Source organism: Micromonospora sp. NPDC048986, assembly GCF_040649335.1.
GTDB lineage: Bacteria > Actinomycetota > Actinomycetes > Mycobacteriales > Micromonosporaceae > Micromonospora > Micromonospora alfalfae.
Genome location: NZ_JBEZFJ010000015.1, coordinates 103,315 through 120,371, shown reverse-complemented (window position 1 = coordinate 120,371; position 17,057 = coordinate 103,315). Strand labels below are relative to the sequence as shown.

Annotated in this window: 19 protein-coding genes; 13 read left to right on the top strand and 6 right to left on the bottom strand. The window is 71.9% G+C overall.

All coding sequences use genetic code 11. From position 1 onward, the window contains the following. Nucleotides 1-2: 2 nt before the first annotated feature. Genes AB0B94_RS27040 through AB0B94_RS27030 form a run of 3 tightly spaced genes read right to left on the bottom strand, consistent with a single transcriptional unit; the run spans nucleotide 3 to nucleotide 2,514 of the window. Complete coding sequence (locus AB0B94_RS27040) at nucleotides 3-734, bottom strand: ABC transporter ATP-binding protein (RefSeq protein ID WP_357286286.1); 732 nt, start codon at nucleotides 732-734, stop codon at nucleotides 3-5. Continuing rightward, nucleotides 707-1,540, bottom strand: coding sequence for an ABC transporter permease subunit (locus AB0B94_RS27035; protein WP_357286283.1), 834 nt, complete (start codon nucleotides 1,538-1,540; stop codon nucleotides 707-709). The genes AB0B94_RS27040 and AB0B94_RS27035 overlap by 28 nt, the downstream gene beginning before the upstream one ends. After that, entirely contained in the window at nucleotides 1,537-2,514 is a 978-nt protein-coding gene (locus AB0B94_RS27030) for an aliphatic sulfonate ABC transporter substrate-binding protein (RefSeq protein ID WP_357286280.1), read from the bottom strand. The genes AB0B94_RS27035 and AB0B94_RS27030 overlap by 4 nt, the downstream gene beginning before the upstream one ends. Nucleotides 2,515-2,690: 176 nt before the next feature. Here AB0B94_RS27030 and AB0B94_RS27025 point away from each other — a divergent pair, with 176 nt between their 5' ends. Next, nucleotides 2,691-3,866: an LLM class flavin-dependent oxidoreductase gene (locus tag AB0B94_RS27025; RefSeq protein ID WP_357286276.1), complete on the top strand. Its 1,176-nt coding sequence runs from the start codon at nucleotides 2,691-2,693 to the stop codon at nucleotides 3,864-3,866. Nucleotides 3,867-3,900: 34 nt separating this feature from the next. Here AB0B94_RS27025 and AB0B94_RS27020 read toward each other — a convergent pair whose 3' ends face one another. Together AB0B94_RS27020 and AB0B94_RS27015 are read right to left on the bottom strand one after the other, a co-directional pair. After that, nucleotides 3,901-4,389, bottom strand: a complete 489-nt coding sequence (locus AB0B94_RS27020; protein ID WP_357286272.1) for a GNAT family N-acetyltransferase — start codon at nucleotides 4,387-4,389, stop codon at nucleotides 3,901-3,903. 102 nt (nucleotides 4,390-4,491) lie between these two features. After that, the gene (locus AB0B94_RS27015; RefSeq protein ID WP_357286269.1) at nucleotides 4,492-4,896 is read right to left on the bottom strand and encodes a hypothetical protein; all 405 of its coding nucleotides are present in this window, start codon (nucleotides 4,894-4,896) and stop codon (nucleotides 4,492-4,494) included. A 302-nt stretch (nucleotides 4,897-5,198) separates the two neighbouring features. On the opposite strand from AB0B94_RS27015, the gene AB0B94_RS27010 reads away from it, so the two are divergent. Genes AB0B94_RS27010 through AB0B94_RS26985 form a run of 6 tightly spaced genes read left to right on the top strand, consistent with a single transcriptional unit; the run spans nucleotide 5,199 to nucleotide 9,812 of the window. After that, nucleotides 5,199-5,501, top strand: a complete 303-nt coding sequence (locus tag AB0B94_RS27010) for an urease subunit gamma (RefSeq protein ID WP_357286266.1) — start codon at nucleotides 5,199-5,201, stop codon at nucleotides 5,499-5,501. After that, nucleotides 5,498-5,845, top strand: coding sequence for an urease subunit beta (locus tag AB0B94_RS27005; RefSeq protein WP_357286262.1), 348 nt, complete (start codon nucleotides 5,498-5,500; stop codon nucleotides 5,843-5,845). Before AB0B94_RS27010 ends, AB0B94_RS27005 begins: the two co-directional genes overlap by 4 nt. Further along, entirely contained in the window at nucleotides 5,842-7,545 is a 1,704-nt protein-coding gene (locus AB0B94_RS27000; protein ID WP_357286258.1) for an urease subunit alpha, read from the top strand. Before AB0B94_RS27005 ends, AB0B94_RS27000 begins: the two co-directional genes overlap by 4 nt. Continuing rightward, complete coding sequence (locus AB0B94_RS26995; RefSeq protein ID WP_357286255.1) at nucleotides 7,545-8,321, top strand: urease accessory UreF family protein; 777 nt, start codon at nucleotides 7,545-7,547, stop codon at nucleotides 8,319-8,321. Before AB0B94_RS27000 ends, AB0B94_RS26995 begins: the two co-directional genes overlap by 1 nt. A 37-nt stretch (nucleotides 8,322-8,358) precedes the next feature. After that, the gene (gene ureG / locus AB0B94_RS26990; RefSeq protein ID WP_357286528.1) at nucleotides 8,359-9,096 is read left to right on the top strand and encodes an urease accessory protein UreG; all 738 of its coding nucleotides are present in this window, start codon (nucleotides 8,359-8,361) and stop codon (nucleotides 9,094-9,096) included. Continuing rightward, nucleotides 9,096-9,812: an urease accessory protein UreD gene (locus tag AB0B94_RS26985; RefSeq protein WP_357286252.1), complete on the top strand. Its 717-nt coding sequence runs from the start codon at nucleotides 9,096-9,098 to the stop codon at nucleotides 9,810-9,812. Before ureG ends, AB0B94_RS26985 begins: the two co-directional genes overlap by 1 nt. 228 nt (nucleotides 9,813-10,040) lie before the next feature. Here the strand turns inward: AB0B94_RS26985 and AB0B94_RS26980 are convergent, their stop codons facing one another. After that, entirely contained in the window at nucleotides 10,041-10,544 is a 504-nt protein-coding gene (locus AB0B94_RS26980; RefSeq protein WP_357286249.1) for a MarR family transcriptional regulator, read from the bottom strand. A gap of 96 nt (nucleotides 10,545-10,640) precedes the next feature. On the opposite strand from AB0B94_RS26980, the gene AB0B94_RS26975 reads away from it, so the two are divergent. From AB0B94_RS26975 to urtE, 6 genes are all read left to right on the top strand, one after another. Beyond that, the gene (locus AB0B94_RS26975; RefSeq protein WP_238669112.1) at nucleotides 10,641-11,723 is read left to right on the top strand and encodes a substrate-binding domain-containing protein; all 1,083 of its coding nucleotides are present in this window, start codon (nucleotides 10,641-10,643) and stop codon (nucleotides 11,721-11,723) included. A gap of 416 nt (nucleotides 11,724-12,139) precedes the next feature. Further along, complete coding sequence (gene urtA, locus AB0B94_RS26970) at nucleotides 12,140-13,384, top strand: urea ABC transporter substrate-binding protein (protein WP_357286244.1); 1,245 nt, start codon at nucleotides 12,140-12,142, stop codon at nucleotides 13,382-13,384. 75 nt (nucleotides 13,385-13,459) lie between these two features. Further along, on the top strand, nucleotides 13,460-14,347 hold the full coding sequence (gene urtB, locus AB0B94_RS26965) for an urea ABC transporter permease subunit UrtB (protein WP_112605839.1): 888 nt from the start codon (nucleotides 13,460-13,462) through the stop codon (nucleotides 14,345-14,347). Further along, nucleotides 14,344-15,534 carry an urea ABC transporter permease subunit UrtC gene (gene urtC / locus AB0B94_RS26960; RefSeq protein ID WP_357286239.1) on the top strand — a complete coding sequence of 397 codons (1,191 nt, stop codon included), beginning with the start codon at nucleotides 14,344-14,346 and terminating at the stop codon, nucleotides 15,532-15,534. The genes urtB and urtC overlap by 4 nt, the downstream gene beginning before the upstream one ends. Further along, the gene (gene urtD / locus AB0B94_RS26955) at nucleotides 15,531-16,364 is read left to right on the top strand and encodes an urea ABC transporter ATP-binding protein UrtD (protein ID WP_357286235.1); all 834 of its coding nucleotides are present in this window, start codon (nucleotides 15,531-15,533) and stop codon (nucleotides 16,362-16,364) included. Before urtC ends, urtD begins: the two co-directional genes overlap by 4 nt. Continuing rightward, a complete protein-coding gene (gene urtE / locus AB0B94_RS26950) occupies nucleotides 16,364-17,056 on the top strand; it encodes an urea ABC transporter ATP-binding subunit UrtE (protein ID WP_357286232.1) in 693 nt (230 codons plus the stop codon). Before urtD ends, urtE begins: the two co-directional genes overlap by 1 nt. Nucleotide 17,057: the final 1 nt, after the last annotated feature.

Here is a 17,057-nt window from a genome sequence, read left to right as displayed (position 1 = left end):
CGTCAGGTGGTGGGGACGCCAAGTCGGTCGAGCAGGTGGCGGCGCAGCGCGCCGAAGGCCGGGTCGTCCGGGGTGCGGGTGGGGCCGAGGTCGACGGGCAGTTCCGCGGCGATGCGGCAGTCGCCGAGGAGCAGGATCCGGTCGGCGAGCAGCAGCGCCTCCTCCACGTCGTGGGTGACCAGCAGGGCGGCGAAGCCGTGCTCGGCGCGCAGCCGGCGCAGCAGGATCTGCATCCGCAGTCGGGTCAGCGCGTCCAACGCGCCGAACGGCTCGTCGAGCAGCAGCAGGTCCGGTTCGCGGACCAGAGCCCGCGCCACTGCCACCCGCTGCGCCTGCCCGCCGGACAACTCGGCCGGCCAGGCGCGGTGCCGCTCGGCGAGACCGACCTCGGCCAGCGCCCGCCGGATCCGCCCCGGGCCGTCCACGCCGGACAGCCCGAGCCCCACGTTCTCCGCCACTCGTTTCCACGGCAACAACCGGTGTTCCTGGAACACCACGGCGGCGGTGCCGTGCACGACGCTCGTCCCGCCGGCCTCACCGTCCAACCCGGCGAGAATCCGCAGCAGCGTGCTCTTGCCGGAACCACTGCCGCCCAGCAGGGCCACCACCTCACCGCGGGCGATGCTCAGGTCGACCCCGGCCAGCACGACCGTCGGCCCGAACGCTCGGCGCACCGCGTGCGCGGTCAGCACCGGCTCCGCGCCGGTCAGGTGGCCCGCAGTCCGCGACGCCATGTCAACATCCTCCTCTCCAGGACGCGCAACGCACTGTCGGATATCAGCCCGAGCAGGGCGTAGACGAGCAGGCCGAGCACCACCACGTCGGTCTGGCTGAACTCCCGCGCCTCCATCATCAGAAAGCCGATCCCGGTCTGGGCGTTGACCTGCTCGCCGACGACCAGGCTGAGCCAGGCCGCCCCGATCGCCAGCCGCAGGCCGAGGAAGAGCGACGGCAGCGCGCCGGGCAGCACCACGTGCCGCAGTCGGGCGGCCTGGCCCAGACCACAGGTACGGGCCGCCTCCACCAGCCGTTCGTCGATGTCCCGGATGCCGGCGTAGGTGTTGAAATAGATGGGGAAGAACGCGCCCAGCGCCACCAGGCTGATCTTCAGTGATTCGCCGATGCCGACCCAGATGATCAGCAGCGGCACCAGCCCGAGGTGCGGCAGCATCCGGGCCATCTGCACCGGCGGGTCGACCAGGTCGTCACCGAGCCACAGCAGCCCGGCCACGGTGCCCAGGGCCAGGGCCAGGAGACCGCCGATCAGCAGGCCCGCCCCGGCGCGGGTGAGGGAGTCCAGCAGGTGGACGCCGAGCGTGCCGTCCCGGCTCAGTCGCCAGCCGGTGGCCAGGACGTCGCTGGGCGCGGGCAGCTTCTCGGCCGCCAGCAGCCCGGTCCGTGCGGCCAACTCCCAGCCCAGGACCAGCGCCGCCGGGCTCACCACCCGCCGCCAGCGCCGGGCCGGCCGCTGACGGCGGGGTACGACCGGTGCGGCCGCCGTGACCTCGTCGGGCGCCTCGACGAGGCTGGTACGACTCACTGGAACACCTCGTTGAACCGGCCGTCCACCCGGGATCGGAGGTCGACCGGCCCGGGGATGAGTTCCAGGGCGATGAAGCTGTCGGTGATCGCCTGAAGTTCGTCGCCGATGGCCGGGGTGACCGGGGCGAGAGGCTTGGCGCTGCGGGCCAGCGCGCGGCTGGTGACGTCCTGCGGGATCTTCAGCTCCGGTGCGAGGGTGCTGGCTCGCTCCCCGGGGTGGGCGATGCCCCAGTCGGTCACCTCGCGGTAGCGCTGGAGGAAGGCACGGATCTCGTTCGTCCGCTTGTCGAGCGCCCGGGGTGCGGCCAGGACGTACTCGCGGTTGCTGGCCAGACCGGTCGCGTCGGCGAGCACCTGGACCCCCGGTTGCTCGGCCAGCGCGAAGTACGGGTCCCAGATCACCCAAGCGTCGATCTGCCCGCCGTCGAAAGCGGGCCGTCCCTCGGCGGGCTTGAGGTACTTGACCTGGATGTCCTTCAGAGTCATGTGGTTCGCCGCCAGCAGCCGGACCAGCAGCCAGTGCACGTTGGACCCCTTGTTGAGGGCCACCGTTCTGCCCTTGAGGTCGGCGAAGCTGCGGTAGCCCCGGTCGGCCTTGACCAGCACGGCCTCACCCTGCGGAATCGGCGCCGAGGTGCCGATGACGGAGAACGGAATCCTCCCGGCGGCGGCGAAGACGGGTGGCGCCTCACCGACCTGTCCGATGTCGATCGAGCCGGCCTTGAGCGCCTCGGTGAGCGCGGGGCCGCTCTCGAACAGCGACCACTCCACATCCGGTGCGGCGCCGCGCGCCTTGACCAGGCTCAGCCCGCCGAAGCGCTGGTAGCCGATCCGGAGTTTGGCATCGGTGCCGCCCGCATCGGCGGACCCGCCGCATGCGCTCACCGCGACCGTGGCGAGCACCGCCACGGTGGTGAGCGCGGCCGTCAGCAGGCGGCGTTGCGGTGGACGGCTCGTCGGCGGGGTGGGCATGGCGACTCCTCGGGTCGGGCAGGCGGGGTTGCGACGCATCGACGGGTGTCGGCGCCTGTAGTAGCCTACTAACCCGATAGGTTTTATGGGTAGGCTGTCGACGGGATCGTCCCACCCCTCAGGAGGTGCCCGCGTCACCGCGTGCGCCGACCGCCCCGCCGACGGAAAGAGCCCCGATGACCCTCACCTTCCACTGGTTCCTGCCCACCAACGGCGACAGCCGGGACATCGTCGGCGGCGGCCACGGCGTACCGACAGGCGCCGCCGGAGGCGCCCGGCCGGCCAGCGTGGCGTACCTCGGGCAGATCGCCCGCAGCGCCGAGCAACTCGGTTTCGTCGGCGCGCTCACCCCCACCGGCGCCTGGTGCGAGGACGCCTGGCTCAGCACCGCGATGCTCACCGAGGCCACCGAGCGACTCAAGTTCCTGGTCGCCTTCCGACCCGGCCTGCTGGCCCCCACCCTCGCCGCCCAGATGGCCTCGACCTTCCAGCGGCTGTCCCGGGGCCGGCTGCTGCTCAACGTCGTCACCGGCGGCGAGTCGCAGGAACAACGGGCCTATGGCGACTTCCTGGACAAGGACGCCCGGTACGCGCGGGCCGACGAGTTCCTGGACGTGGTGCGCGCGCTGTGGCGCGGCGAGACAGTCGACCACGACGGCACCCACGTCCGCGTCGAACAGGCGCGGCTGCACCGGCTGCCCGACCCGGTGCCGCCGGTCTACTTCGGTGGGTCCTCCGCGGCCGCCCTCCCGGTGGCGGTGCGGCACAGCGACGTCTACCTCACCTGGGGCGAGCCGCCGGCCCTGGTCGCCGACAAACTGGAGCGGGTCCGGGCGCTGGCCTCCCGCGCCGGACGGCAGCTGCGCTTCGGCATCCGGCTGCACGTCATCGCGCGCGACACCGCCGAGCAGGCCTGGGCGCAGGCCCAGCGCCTGCTCGACGGGGTCGCCGAGGCCGACATCCGGGCGGTGCAGGAGGGGCTGCGCCGCAGCGAGTCCGAGGGGCAGCGCCGGATGCTCGACCTGCACGGCGGCTCCCGCGACGGGCTGGAGGTCGCGCCCAACCTGTGGGCGGGGGTCGGGCTGGTCCGTGGCGGGGCCGGCACCGCGCTGGTGGGCAGCCACGCCGAGGTAGCCGACCGGATCGCCGAATACCACGCGCTCGGCATCGACGAGTTCATCCTCTCCGGCTACCCGCACCTGGAGGAGGCGTACTGGTTCGGCGAGGGCGTGTTGCCGATCCTGCGCGACCGCGGGCTGTGGCAGCACCCCGACGGCCAGCCGGGGACCGCCGACCACGTCGACATCCCCTTCACCCGGGCGCCGGCGCCGCAGCCCGTGGTGGCCCGCTGACCGGCCGACCCGCGGCAGCCGACGGCACGGCCGCTCACAGGTCCATCGCGTAGACCCGGACCTGGCGGCCGGTGTCCGGCTGCACGGTCTCGCGCTCCAGCGACATGCCCAGCTTGACCATGACCCGCGCGGACGCCTCGTTGCCGACGACGTGGATGCTGACCAGCCGTCGCAGGCCGAGCTCGGCACGAGTGTGGGCGACAACGGCCCGGGCCGCCTCGGTGGCCAGGCCCCGACCCCAGTACGCGCGGCCCAGCCGCCAGCCGATCTCCACGGCCGGCATGATCTCCGGCAGGAAGGTCGGAACCCCCAGCCCGGCGAAACCGGCCAGCTCACCGGTCTCCCTGATCTCCACCGCGTACAGGCCGAAGCCGTGCTCGTCCCAGTGCCGCTGATAGTGGGCAAGGCGCTCCGCGGACGCGGCCCGGTCCAGGGTGCGGCCGTCATGGATGTAGCGCATCACCTCGGGCTGCGCGTTGACCGCGGCGAAGCCGTCCAGATCATCGCTACGCCAGCGCCGCAACAGCAGCCGCGGAGTTTCCAGGGGGTGGCATCAGGGGAGCTTGTCGGGTCAGGCACCTCCCCTTCGTAGCATTTCGGCGCCCACGGGGGCGATGGGGTGTCCCTAGGCGGATCGGCCGGCGAACCGCTGGCCGATCCGCCGCCCGACGAGGCTCACCAGGGCGCTGCCGGCGGCCATCCCGACCAGCACCAGAATCCCCCCGACCACCCACAGCCCGCTCTCGTCGGTCGACGCCGCCCGCCACGACCAGGCCGCCGTGAACGCCACTGTCATCACCGGCGCCACCAGCCACGGGCTGAGCCGCGTCCCGGCGAACGCGGCCAGCGCCACGAGCGTCAGCACGCAGCCGATCACCTGCCACGCCTCGTACGGGCCGCTGCTCGCGCCGGTCTGCGCGTCGACCGTGTACTCGGTGTCCCAGCCCAACCAGAGGATCCACACCCCGACCGTGGCCGCCGCCAGGAACAGAACACCGAGCAGTGCGCGGGTACCCCTCGTCGCCGTCATCCGGCGATCATGCCCTGCCCGGTGCCACGCGGAAATACGCACCGGCATCCCTGATGGACTGTTGCCTCGGTCGGTGGTGATCCTCTACGGTCTGCTCAGCGGTGGGCGGTGCGGTCCGCATCCGACCCGACACCGCCGGTTGCCCGTCGTGCGGGCCGGGATGGTGGAATCCCGGGTCGCCCCGTCGGCGGTGGCCCGGCGGTCGTGTGACTCCCAGCTCGTCCCCTCGGGTCCTGTTGCCCGGGTGGCTCCGTGTGGAGCCGACGGCGAGCCGGGGCACGCCGACCCACCGGGAGAGCCCCGTGTTCCTCAGCCCGCACGAGCAGGACCGCCTGCTCGTCCACGTCGCGGCAGATGTCGCCCGCGCCCGCCGCGACCGCGGCCTGCGCCTCAACTACCCCGAAGCCGTCGCGGTGATCACCGCGTTCCTCCTCGAAGGGGCCCGCGACGGGCGGTCGGTGGTCGACCTGATGTCGGCCGGCCGGGCGGTGCTCGGCCGCGACGACGTCCAGGACGGCATCCCCGAGCTGCTGAGGGAGGTGCAGGTGGAGGCGACCTTCCCGGACGGCACCAAGCTCGTGACTGTGCACCACCCGATCCCGTGATCCCCGGGGAGATCCTGCCGGCGGCGGACCCGGTCGAGATCAACGTGGGGCGTCCGGTGACCACGGTGCTCGTGGTCAACACCGCCGATCGCCCGGTGCAGGTCGGCTCGCACTACCACTTCGCCGAGGCCAACCCGGCGCTGTCGTTCGACCGGGGCGCGGCCTGGGGACAGCGGCTCGCCGTTCCGGCCGGCACCTCGGTCCGGTTCGAGCCGGGCATCAACCGCAGCGTCGACCTCGTGCCCCTTGGCGGCGCACGCGTCGTGCCGGGGCTGCGCGCAGAGAGCGCCGGACCGTTGGATCCGCCGCCGCACGAGGTCACGGCCGACGGGTCGCCGCGGTGAGCGCCGTGCGGCGGGACCGCTACATCGACCTGTACGGACCGACGACCGGTGACCGGATCCGACTGGCCGACACCAACCTGCTTATCGAGGTGGAGACCGACCACTGCGTGGGCGGCGACGAGGCGGTCTTCGGCGGCGGGAAGGTGATCCGCGAGTCGATGGGGCAGTCCCGTGCCACCCGCGCCGAGGGGGCGCTGGACACCGTCATCACCGGCGCCGTGGTGCTCGACCACTGGGGTGTGGTCAAGGCCGACGTGGGGCTGCGCGACGGGCGCATCGTGGCGCTCGGCCGCTCCGGCAACCCGGACACCATGCCCGGTGTCCACCCCGACCTGGTCATCGGCCCGTCGACCGAGGTAATCGCGGGCAACGGTCGGATCCTCACCGCCGGAGCTGTCGACACCCACGTGCACTTCATCTGCCCGCAGATCGTCACCGAGGCGCTGGCCAGTGGCATCACCACGATGGTCGGCGGTGGCACCGGGCCGGCCGAGGGGACCCGCGCGACAACCGTCACACCGAACGCCTGGCACCTGGCCCGAATGCACGAGGCACTGGACACCATGCCGGTCAACGTGCTGCTGCTCGGCAAGGGCAACACCGTCTCCAGCGAGGCGCTGTGGGAACAGTTGCGGGCCGGCGCGGGCGGTTTCAAGCTGCACGAGGACTGGGGCACCACACCGGCGGCGATCGACGCCTGCCTGCGGGTGGCGGACGCGTCCGGAGTCCAGGTGTCGATCCACACCGACACGCTCAACGAGGCCGGGTTCGTCGCCGACACCCTGCGGGCGATCGGTGGACGGGCGATCCACTCGTACCACACCGAGGGAGCCGGTGGCGGGCACGCGCCGGACATCATCACAGTGGCCAGCGAACCGAACGTGCTGCCGTCGTCGACCAACCCGACCCGGCCGTACACCGCAAACACCCTGGCCGAACACCTGGACATGTTGATGGTCTGCCACCATCTCAATCCGTCCGTCCCGGAGGACCTGGCCTTCGCGGAGAGTCGGATCCGACCGTCCACGATGGCCGCCGAGGACCTGCTGCACGACCTCGGCGCGATCTCGATCATCGGCTCCGACGCGCAGGCGATGGGCCGGGTCGGCGAGGTGATCATGCGGACCTGGCAGAGCGCCCACGTGATGAAGGACCGGGTCGGGGCCCTGCCGGGTGACGGCCCCGCCGACAACAACCGGGCCCGACGGTACGTGGCGAAATACACCATCTGCGCGGCGATGGCCAACGGCCTGGAACGGGAGATCGGCTCGGTCGAACCGGGCAAGCTCGCCGACCTGGTGCTGTGGGACCCGGCGTTCTTCGGCGTACGGCCGCACCTGGTGCTCAAGGGCGGCATGATCGCGTACGCCCAGATGGGCGACGCCAACGCCTCGATCCCGACGCCGCAGCCGATGCTGCCGAGGCCGATGTTCGGGGCGTACGGCGCGGCGGCGGCCGCCACCAGCCTGGCCTTCGTGGCACCGGCGGCCCTGGACGCCGGACTCCGCCTTGACGTGCGTCGCCGGGTGGTGCCGGTGAGCGACGTACGGTCGCGGGGCAAGGCCGACCTGCCGGAGAACAACGCGATGCCGCGCATCGAGGTGGACCCGGACACCTTCACCGTGCGGATCGACGGGCAGGTGGTGGAGCCGGACCCGGTGACCCGGCTGCCGATGGCCCAGCGGTACTTCCTGTTCTGATGGCGACGCCGAGCCTGCTGTTGCTGTTGGCCGACGGGCGCTTCCCGGCCGGGGCGCACGCGCACTCCGGTGGTCTGGAGGCGGCCGTCGCCGCCGGCCGGGTGACCGACCTGGCGTCGTTGGAGGCGTTCCTGGCCGGACGGCTGGCCACCGCCGGTCTTGTCGGCGCGGCGTTCGCGGCGGCCGCACACCGGGCGGCGGTGGCCGGGACCGCCGACTCGGCCGATCCGGCCCGGTCCGCCCGACGGTCGGACACGCCGGCTGGATCCGCAGCTCGCGCGGATGCGCCGGCTGGGTCCGCCGCCCGGTCGGCGGCGCTGGCCCGGCTCGACGCGGAGCTGGACGCGCGTACCACCGCCCCGGCGTTACGGGCGGTCTCGCGCCGGCAGGGCCGGGCACTGCTGCGCGCCGGCCGGGCCATCTGGTCGGACGCCCCGTTCGCCGACCTGCCCGCGACGTCAGGCGGCACGCACCAACCGCTGGTGCTCGGGCTGCTCTGCGCCGCGGCCGGGTTGTCCCGCGTCGAGACCGCCACGATCGCCGCCTACGGGACGCTGACCGGGGCGGCCAGCGCCGGTGTACGTCTGCTCGGCCTCGACCCGTACCAGGTCCAGACCCTGCTTGTCGGCCTGGCCGACGCCTGCGACGGCACTGCCGCCGACGCGGCGCGGGCCGCCGATGACCCACCGGAGCGGCTGCCGGCCGCCGCCGCTCCACTCGCCGACATCCATGCCGAGATCCATGCCACCTGGGAGGTGCGTCTCTTTGCGTCCTGACACCGTTGTGCCGAGCGCTGTGCCAGCCGTCGAACCGATCACGCCGTCGCCGGCCACCCCACCCCACGACGAGAGCGTTCCGCACACCCATCCGGAGCCGGGGGTGGACCCCCATCCGCCGTTGGCGCGTGCCGGCCGTGCCCTGCGCGTCGGCATCGGCGGCCCGGTCGGCTCCGGCAAGACGGCCCTGGTGGCCGCGCTCTGCCGTGCCTTCGCCGACGAGTTGCGGCTCGGCGTGGTGACCAACGACATCTACACGACCGAGGACGCCGACTTCCTCCGGCGGGCCGGCGTGCTGGACCCGGCCCGGATCCGCGCTGTGGAGACCGGCTGCTGCCCGCACACGGCGATCCGCGACGACATCGGTGCCAACCTGGACGCCGTCGACGAGCTGGCCGAGGCGGTCGGCCCGTTGGACCTCGTCCTCGTGGAGAGCGGTGGGGACAACCTGACCGCGACCTTCAGCCGGGGGCTGGTCGACCGGCAGATCTTCGTGGTCGACGTGGCGGGCGGGGACAAGGTGCCCCGCAAGGGCGGGCCGGGGGTCACCGCCGCCGACCTTCTCGTGATCAACAAGACCGACCTGGCGCCGATGGTGGGTGCCGACCTCGCCGTCATGGATCGTGACGCGCGGGCCCGGCGCGGCGACCTCCCGACCCTCTTCCTGTCCATCGTGGGAGACCCCACTGCCACGTCGGTAGCGGACTGGATCCGGCACGAGTTGGCCCACCACGCCGCAGTGCACCCACTGACCGTGCCGGTCGGCCCGGCGTGATGCGAGCGCTCGCTCGGCTGGTCGCCCGGGCCGACGGTCGGGGTGGCACGGCCCTGGTCGAGCTGCACGGCGAAACGCCGTTGCTGCTGCGCCAGACCCCGACCGACGGCGGTGTCGCCACGGTGCACCTCGTCGGCGGGGCGGCCGGACCGCTCGCCGGCGACGATCTGCGCCTGGAGATCGAGGTCGGGCCGGGCGCGGCCGTCCGGGTGCACAGCGTCGCCGCGTCGATCGCCCTACCGGGTCGCGTGGGCGCCGTCTCCCGGATGGCGGTTCGGGCGGTGGTGCACGCCGACGCCACGCTGCACTGGCTTCCGGAACAGTTGGTCGCGGCGGCCGGCTGCGCGCACCTCGCCGAGTCCCGGATCGAGTTGGCCGCCGGTGCGAGCCTGCTGTGGCGCGACGAGCTGATCTGCGGCCGGTACGGCGAGGCGCCCGGCGGCGCCGTCGTACACACCCAGGTCGACTACGCGGGTCGACCACTGCTGCGCCAGTCCCTCGCGGTGGGACCGCACGCGCCGGGCTGGGCCGGCCCGGCGGTGCTCGGCGGCGCCCCGGCCACCGGTTCACTGCTGGTGGTCGACCCGTCGCGACCCGCCGAAGCTCCAACGGCCGAGGGCAGTGTCGCCCGGTTACCGCTGGCCGGCGGCCCGGCAACACTGTGGACGGCGACAGCTCCCGACGCGCACACCCTGCGCGCGCACCTAACGGTCTAAGGAGCCGCTACCGGGACGCGGCAATGACCCGTGTCACCCGCGGCGGCCGAGCGGGCACTGGCCTCGGCCGCCGCGACCGTTCCCGACGCCGGGTTGGGGCAGGGCACGATGGTCCCGGCCGGCGTGAACTCCAGAGAGCGTGATGTCTGTGAGTCATCGTGATGACTCACAGACATCACGCTCTCTGCCGTGGGGGAGGGGGTGGGAGGTCGGGGCGCGCTCAAGGGGTCAGCGGTGTGGGCCGGCCGCGTCGGCGTGCACTCGTTGCCGGGCCGGGTCGAGGCGGCCGATCAGGTCGTCGAGCTGGCGTACGAGGTTGGCGGCCGGGAGCGTGCCCGGATCGCTGGTCTTCGCGACGCCCATCTCCGTGATGCCCAGTTCGGAGATGCTGGCTCGGACTCGCTCGTCCAGGCGGGCATGCTCGCGGCGGCCGCGGACTGTCAGGTACGCCCGGATCCGTCGGCGGTCGATCGGATCGACCCGGCGGAAGACGAGGTTGCGGTCGACGAGCTGGTCGACCAGCTTGGTGAGCGTGCCCGGCGGCAGCGACGCCTCGACGGACACCTCGCTCATCGGGTGACCCTGTCCGTCGGCGAGCAGGCAGAGCACCCGCCACGCCTCGATGCTGATCGCGTCGTCGGCCAGAACAGCGCCCAGTCGGCGGGCGAGCAGCCGTTCGGCGCGGGTGAGCGAGCGCAGCAGGTCGGCTGGCGCCCCGGGCACGTCTGACATGAAACTCCCTGGGCCGGTGGCCCTGTCATGGTAGCGAGTCGTCCCGGACAGTGGTGAGCGCTGGTCTTCCGTCGTGGGCCGGGCAATCATGTGGTCATGTCCGCGCCGGCACCGCCGTGGCTGACCGTCGACAGTGCCGTGGTCAGCATCGCGCTGGTCTACCCGATGCGCGGGCCGGCCGGCATGTTCGGCCCCACCTGTGAACTCTGCGCGCAGCTCGCGGTCGAGGAGATCAATCGGTGCGGTGGCGTGCTGGGTCGGGAGGTCCGGCTGGTGCCGGTCGACGGTGGCGCACCGCCGGCCGAGGTGGCCGCCGAGGTCGAGGCGTTGGTGTCGGTGGGGGCCGTGCAGGGGGTGACGGGGTGGCACATCTCCTCGGTGCGCCAGGCGTTGGCGCCCCGCGTCGCGCACCGGGTGCCCTACGTCTACACCGCACTCTACGAGGGCGGCGAACGCACCGAAGGTGTCTTCCTGACCAGCGAGACGCCGGATGCCCAACTGTGGCCCGCGATGCGGCTGCTCGCCGCGGAGCAGGGCGTGCGCCGCTGGTTCGTGGTCGGCAACGACTACGTGTGGCCGCGCCGGACGTCGCGGGCGGCCCAGCGGTACGCGCTGCGCGCCGGTGGGCAGGTGGTGGGCAGGCACTTCCTGCCGTTGGACGCGCACGACTTCACCGAGGTGTTGCGCCGCATCGAGCACAGTGACGCGGACGCGGTGTTGATGCTGCTGGTCGGTGCCGACGCGGTCCGGTTCAACCGCGCGTTCGCCCGATCCGGTTTGGACCAGCGCTGCCTGCGGCTGAGCACCCTGATGGACGAGAACATGCTGCTGGCCAGCGGCGCCGGCGCGACCCGGAGGCTGTACAGCACGGCGGGTTTCTTCGCCGGGCTGGTCACACAGGAGAATCTCGACTTCCACGGCGAGTTCGCGCGGCGCTTCGGGGTGGAGGCGCCGCCGTTGGGCAGCCTGGGGGAGTCCTGCTACGAGGGCGTCATGCTGCTTGCCGCGCTGATCGGCCAGGCCCGCACCCTCGACGTACGGGCCATCGAGACGGCCGCCGACACGGTCGCCTACCACGGGCCGCGTGGGCGGTTGCGGCTGCGCCAGCGGCACGTCCGGCAGCGCATCTACCTCGCCGAGGCCGACGGGCTCGACTTCACAGTGCTCGCCCAGCTCTGAGCCGAGCACGGCAGTCGGCCCAGCCGACCCTTGACAGCGCCACCCGATCCCGTCCTAAGATGCTTCCTGCGTGAAGTATCTGCCATGGGGTCAGATCTCACCATTGCGTGCCCACCGTTGGCGGATTCGTCCGCCGACCATTGTGGTGGCACTTATTCTGCGTTTTTCCGAACGGCCGACACCGCCTCCTCCCCAACGGTGTCGGCCGTTTTCCGTGCGCGCCTAGACGGTCCCTCGGAAACAGTCAATTAAGGACTGGGAAACACCCGCGCAATCATGCCGGTCAACGCTTTCCCTGCCCATATCCGATCCGGTGCCCTGCGCGGCGTCCACCCGTCGACCCTGGCATCGCCCACGTCAGCTCCATCGGACCGCACCGACCGTCCTTTCGCCACTTGAGTCCGCAGGGAGAGTAGATGTCATTATTCCGGGGCCGCCGCATCCTGGCGGGTGCCATGACCCTGGTCGCCGCGGCCGCGATGACCGCGTGCGGCAGCAAGACCACCGACGAGGGCGGCGCGACCGGCGTCACCGCCGACGTCTCCGGTGACACCGTCAAGGTGGGCCTGCTCAACTCGCTCTCCGGGACCATGGCGATCAGCGAGGTCACCGTCCGCGACTCCATCATGCTCGCCGTCGATGAGATCAACGCGGCCGGCGGTGTCCTCGGCAAGAAGATCCAGCCGGTCGGTGAGGACGGCGCCTCGGACTGGCCCACGTTCGCGGAGAAGGCCGAGAAGCTCATCTCCGAGGACCGCGTGGCCGCCGTCTTCGGCTGCTGGACGTCGGCCAGCCGCAAGGCGGTCAAGCCGGTGTTCGAGAAGAACAAGGCGTTGCTGTTCTACCCGGTGCAGTACGAGGGACTTGAGCAGTCGCCCTACATCTTCTACACCGGAGCGACGACCAACCAGCAGATCGTTCCCGGGCTGGACTACCTCAAGTCGCAGGGCGCCAAGTCGGTCTATCTGGTCGGCAGCGACTACGTCTTTCCGCGGACCGCGAACAAAATCATCAAGGCGTACGCGACCGCGAACGGGATGACGGTGCTGGGTGAGGATTACGCACCGCTGGGCTCCACCGAGTTCGGCACCATCGTCAACAAGGTCAAATCGTCCGGCGCGGACGCGGTGTTCAACACACTCAATGGTGACAGCAACGTGGCCTTCTTCAAGGAGTACAAGTCCGCGGGTCTGAGCGCCGCCGCGATGCCGGTGGTATCGGTGTCGATCGCCGAGGAAGAGGTGAAGGGCATCGGCACCCAGTACCTGGAGGGCCAACTGACGGCCTGGAACTACTACCAGACCACCCCGGGCGCGGCGAACTCGAAGTTCGTGGCCGCGTACAAGGCGAAGTACGGCGCGGACAAGCCGACAAGCGATCCGATGGAGGCCGCGTACGTCGGCGTGCACCTGTGGAAGGCGATGGTCGAGAAGGCCGGCGCCTTCGACGTGGAGAAGGTCCGCTCCGCCTCGGACGGGATCACCTTCGACGCGCCGGAGGGTCTGGTCACCGTCGACGGCAAGACCCAGCACATCGCCAAGACCGCCCGGATCGGCAAGATCGGCGCGGACGGTCTGATCACCGAGGTGTGGAACTCCGGCAAGCCGGTCGCGCCGGACCCGTACCTCAAGACCTACCCGTGGGCGAGCGGCCTGAGCTGACGCCGCCGGCCCGGGCGGAACGCGTTGCCGCGCGCTCCGCCCGGGCCACCCGACCAGCAGTTCGGAGTCTCCGCAGTGACAGTCCTCTTCGGTCAACTCTTCACCGGCATCAGCATCGGCGCGGTGCTGCTGCTCATCGCGCTCGGCCTCGCGCTGACCTTCGGCCAGATGAACGTGATCAACATGGCGCACGGTGAGTTCATCATGGCCGGCGCGTACACCACCTACGTTCTGCAGCAGAGCATCACCGGCGCCGGCCTCTCGCTGGCGGTCGCGCTGCCGGTGGCGTTCGTGGTCGCCGGCACCATGGGTGTCCTGCTGGAGGTGCTGCTCATCCGCCGGCTGTACGCCCGACCACTGGACACCCTGCTGGTCACCTGGGGTGTCTCACTGATTCTGCAACAACTGGCCCGGGACATCTTCGGCAGCCCGAACGTGCAGACCCGCGCGCCCGAGCTGCTCACCGGCAACGTGGCGCTGCCCGGCGGGCTGACCATCGCCAACAACCGGCTGTTCATCCTGGCCCTGGCGCTGGCTGCCGTCGCGGCGCTCACCCTGGCGCTGCGCCTCACCCCGCTCGGGCGTCGCATCCGCGCGGTGGTGCAGAACCGCGACCTCGCCGCCGTGTCCGGCATCGCCACCTCCCGGGTCGACCGGACGACCTTCTTCCTCGGCTCCGGCCTGGCCGGGCTCGCCGGGGTGGCCCTCACCCTGCTCGGCCCGATCGGCCCGACAATGGGCACCAACCTGATCATCGACGCCTTCCTGGTCGTCGTGGTCGGCGGGATCGGCCAGCTCAAGGGCAGTGTGATCGTCGCCTTCGCCCTCGGCGTGCTCCAGGCCACCGGGGAGTACCTGACCACCCTCAGCGTCGCCAAGGTGATCGTGTTCGTGGCGATCGTCGCGTTCCTCCAGTGGCGGCCACAGGGCCTGTTCACGCTGCGGACCAGGAGCCTCGCATGACCGCCGTCACCCCCGCGCCGCCCAGCACCGCCGTCCGTCCGGCGCCTGCCGGGGCCGTGCCACCGAACCGCCCCGCCGGCCGCTCGCGGCTCCGCGCCCTGGCCGGCTTCGCGTTCGGCGCGGCGCTGCTGTTCGCCGTCGCCCCGCTGGTGCTGTCGGACTTCCGGCTGGCCCTGCTCGCCAAGTACCTCTGTGTCGCCATGGTCGCTGTCGGCATCGGGATCGCCTGGGGCCGGGGCGGGATGCTCACCCTGGGCCAGGGCGTCTTCTTCGGCCTCGGCGGCTACGCGATGGCCATGCACCTCAAGCTCGCCGACGCGGGCCCGGGTGGGATGCCCGACTTCATGCAGCTGTACGGGCAACTCGACGAGCTGCCGCTGTGGTGGCGGCCGTTCGCCAGCCCGTGGTTCGCGCTGCCCGCGACGGTGCTGCTGCCGATGGCGGTGGCCTTCGGGCTCGGCTCGCTGGTCTTCCGCCGCCGGGTCCGTGGCGCGTACTTCGCCATCCTCAGCCAGGCGCTCGCCGCCGCGATGGTGATCCTGCTGATCGGCCAGCAGGGCACCACGGGCGGCACCAACGGGCTCACCGACATCACCGGCTTCTTCGGCTACGACCTGGACGACCCGGTCAACCAGCGGATGGTGTACTTCATCATCGCCGGGACGCTGCTGGCGTTGCTCGCGCTGACCCGTCAACTCATCCACAGCCGTTACGGCGAGCTGCTGGTGGCGGTCCGCGACGGTGAGGAACGGGTCCGCTTCCTGGGCTACGACCCGGCGACTGTCAAGCTGGTGGCGTACGTGGTCGCGGCGGGCATGGCCGGGCTGGCCGGGGCGCTGTTCGTGCCGGCGGTGGGCATCATCTCGCCAGCGCTGATCGGCATCGTCCCGTCGATCGAGTTCGTCATCGGCGTCGCAGTGGGCGGCCGGGCGACACTGCTCGGGCCGGTGCTCGGCGCGGTGGCTGTCGCCTGGGCGCGTACCGCCCTGTCCGAGCGTTTCCCGGGCACCTGGACGTACCTTCAGGGATTGCTCTTCGTGGTCGTGGTGGCGTTCCTGCCCGGCGGCCTGGCGTCGCTGTGGGCGTTGGCCCGCCGCCGCGACGTCGCGGCGCAGCCGCTGCGGCGGCGCGGGTGGTTGTCGCTGGGCCGACGACGCGCCGAGCGGACGGAGGTGCCGGCGGCATGAGCGAACGCACCGAGCGCAGGGAGGGCCGTGAGCGCATGCCCAGCCAGCACGGCATGAGCGGCGAGCGGTTGGACGGGCTGTCCGTCCGTGACCTGCGGGTCAGCTTCGACGGCTTCACCGCTGTGGACGGCGTCTCGTTGGAGGTGCCCGCCGGTGACATCCGGTTCCTGATCGGGCCGAACGGCGCGGGCAAGACCACGGTTGTCGACGCGGTCACCGGTCTGGTCCGGGCCACCGGCTCGGTCCGGTTCGGTGACGAAGAACTGCTCGGCCGGCCGGTGCACCGGATCAGCCGACTCGGCATCGGGCGGACCTTCCAGACCTCGACGGTGTTCGAGGAGCTGTCGGTGTTGCAGAACCTCGACATCGCGGCGGGCGCTCGCCGCAGTTGGGCGACGCTGGCCCGCCGCCGCCGTGGTGTGCCCGACGAGATCGCCGCCGCGCTGGAGACCATCGGTCTGGCCGAGCGGGCCGCTGACCTCGCCGGGACGCTGGCGCACGGCCAGAAGCAGTGGCTGGAGATCGGCATGCTGCTGGTGCAGGACGCGCGGCTGCTGCTGCTGGACGAGCCGGTCGCCGGGATGAGCCACGAGGAACGCGACGCCACCGGCGCCCTGTTGGAGACGGTGAGCCGGGATCGCACCGTCGTCGTGATCGAGCACGACATGGACTTCCTGCGTCGGTTCGCGCGCAGCGTCACAGTGCTGCATGCCGGCCGGGTGCTCAGCGAGGGCACTGTCGCGCAGGTCCAGGCGGATCCGCGCGTGCAGGAGGTCTACCTTGGCCACCCGGTGGACGCCGGGTCGGCCCGCACCGGCCTGGAGGCATGATGCTGACGCTGCGCGGGGTGCACGCCGGGTACGGGCGTTCCCGGGTGCTGCACGGGGTCGACCTGGCGGTCCCGCCAGACGGGGTGGCCGCCGTGCTCGGGCACAACGGCGCCGGCAAGAGCACACTGCTGCGGGTTGCGGCGGGGCTGCTGCGCCCGAGTGCCGGCACCGTCGAGCTGGACGGTGAGGACGTCACCCGCGCCGGGCCGCACGAACGGGTGGCACGGGGGATGGCGTACGTGCCGCAGGGTCAGCAGTGCTTCCCGCACCTGACCGCTGCGGAGAACCTGCGGCTGGTCGCCGACGGTCGGCGCGACGGGGCGGTGGCCACCGCGGAGGTGCTGGATCTGTTTCCAGCGCTGCGCCAGCTGTTGCGGCGACGGGCCGGGCTGCTCTCCGGCGGTCAGCGCCAGCAGCTGGCCATCGCCCGGGCCCTGATCACCCGGCCGCGGCTGCTGATGCTCGACGAGCCGACCGAGGGCATCCAACCGTCGGTGGTCGCGGAGATCCAGGAGCGGATCGTCGAGCTGACCCGGCAGTCCGGCTTCAGTGTGCTCCTCGTCGAGCAGCACCTGGGTTTCGCGCTGCGGGTGGCGGATCGCTACCACGTGCTGGAGTCGGGTCGGGTCACCTCGCACGGCGACGGGGGTTCCGCTGCCGAGCGGGAGGTCCGGGCGGCGTTGGCGGTGTGAC